Source organism: Streptomyces sp. NPDC001027, assembly GCF_040299045.1.
Lineage (GTDB): Bacteria > Actinomycetota > Actinomycetes > Streptomycetales > Streptomycetaceae > Streptomyces.
On record NZ_JBEPBI010000536.1, the window covers coordinates 1 to 1866 of the forward strand.

Consider the following 1866-nt stretch of genomic DNA (forward strand, 5'->3'; position numbering starts at 1 on the left):
CTGACCCTGCTCCCCGCGGTGCTGGGATTCGCCGGGCTGCGGATCATGAAGGGGAACCTCAAGACGCAGCGCATGCGTGCACTGGACGGCAGGGTGGCCGAGATCGCCGTGGAGCCCTGGCCGGTGGCCGGCAGCGAGGCGTCGTTGGTGTAGGACTTCAGAGCGGAGTACCGGAACTGCGGGATGGGTCGCTCCACCAGGCCGTTCCAGGGAGCGACGCCCGCCGCGCCGAAGTCGGTGGGCACGCCCCAGGCACTGTCGTCGAAGCCGGCGGACTGCCAGTCGGCCATAGCGGTGGCGTTGCGGGCATCGTAGTAGACGTTCGATTCCGGCAGCCGGAAGTTGACCTGGGTGCCGCTGGTGTTGTTCGAGTAGCCCGGGTGGACGGTGTGCTTCCAGCCGGTGTCGCTGACCAGCCGGGTGGTGGTGGAGCCGGTGGCGATGTCGGACTGGAACAGCAGCCCGCCCTTGCCGCTGCTGCTGTGCGAGAAGCCCTCCTTGCCGAAGTACCGCACCAGCAGCGCGACCGTGTTGGCGCCGCTGGTCAGGTACGGGGCCAGGTCGATCTCGTCGTAGTAGGTGTCCGTACGGTTCGGGCCGCGCTTGAGCCCCCCTTCGAAGATCACGAGGGTGCCGTTGACCCACAGCCAGTACTTGGAGTCCGCCGCGATCTGCGTGACGGCCTTCGAGGGTGTGGATCCCAGGGTGAACGATCTGCGGAAGGCCACCCACTGATTCGTGGTGCTTGACGGCGCCCAGATCCACTTCGCGGTCCACGAGACCGCCGCGGACGCCGCCGGCGCGAGCCCGGGCAGCAGCACGGAGCTCAGGGTGGGGGCCAGGGCCACGGCTATGGCCGAGCGAAGAATGTTCCGGCGCGTCACGTCGTGCATCGCGGGGCTCCTAGGAGATGTACGGAGAGCGGAGAAGGCAACCAACGCGGTGGCAGCCAGCCCAGGGGCGAGAGGGGGCGCAACGGCCGCTTTGAATCGTTTCATTCGTTTGTTTGCAGAGGTGATCCTGATCCCGGCGCAGGCGTCGTGTCAATGGCCGCGCGACCGGAATTTGCGAGAGCGGCCCGAGTGGTGTCGGGAGGTCTGCGCAGTTCAAGGGGCTGGAGCGCGGAGGGTTCCACCGCGGCGAGCGGTCAGGTGCGGGAAGTTCGAGACCGAACCCGCTAGTTCCATTCGCCCGTCACCGACGCACTCCTGTGACAGCCCTGTCGGCCCTCTCCGCTGTCTCGTCGCCCGTCCCGCCATCGCGGGGTTCCGGTCACTGCCGCGCCAAGTCGAAACGCGACACCTCGGCCGCCGACCACGCAGCACGCGACGTTTTGTCAGGCCAAGGCTCTGAAGAAAGGCCCCGGCCCTGCGGGACGCTGCTGCCAGGCTCGCCGAGCGGGCTCGCGACGAGGGCTGGAGCCACGAGGAGTATCTGGCCGCCTGCCTCCGGCGGGAGGTCGCCGCCCGTGACTCCCACGGCGCGAAGGGACGCGTCCGGGCGGCCCGTTTTCCCTCTCCCAAGTCGCTGGAGGACTTCGACCACCAGGTCGTCACCGAGAAGCTGGAGCGGTCGCCGCAGGCGGTGGTCCGTGAGGTCCTCGGGGAGCGCCGGCCTTCGGGGTGGGTGCTGGCTGAGGTGCGTGAGGGTCGGGGCCCGGCCCGCTCCGTCCTGCACACACCGGGCTGCGAGGAATCGCCGGCGGGTGCGCCGCTGCTCGATGCGGACCGCGCCCTGGACGCGGCAGAGCACCCGGGCGCCCGGCTGTGCACGCTGTGCTGTGGACCAGGTCCAGTCGGACGTCACTGCCCAGGAGCTGCTCGATGCGCGGGTAGTCGTCCTCGGCCGAGTGGCCCGGGTAGAGGA

At 69.4% G+C, this 1866-nt stretch carries 3 pseudogenes; 1 reads left to right on the plus strand and 2 read right to left on the minus strand.

Going from position 1 to position 1866, the window contains the following annotated elements:
• Positions 1-893, minus strand: a pseudogene (locus ABT300_RS43655) (alpha-L-rhamnosidase-related protein); the annotation flags it as partial.
• A 475-nt stretch (positions 894-1368) separates the two neighbouring features.
• On the opposite strand from ABT300_RS43655, the pseudogene ABT300_RS43660 reads away from it, so the two are divergent.
• Positions 1369-1719, plus strand: a pseudogene (locus ABT300_RS43660) (ATP-binding protein); the annotation flags it as partial.
• On the opposite strand, the pseudogene ABT300_RS44670 reads toward ABT300_RS43660, so the two are convergent.
• A pseudogene (locus tag ABT300_RS44670) lies at positions 1709-1866 on the minus strand (decarboxylase); the annotation flags it as partial. The pseudogenes ABT300_RS43660 and ABT300_RS44670 sit on opposite strands and share 11 nt — an antisense overlap.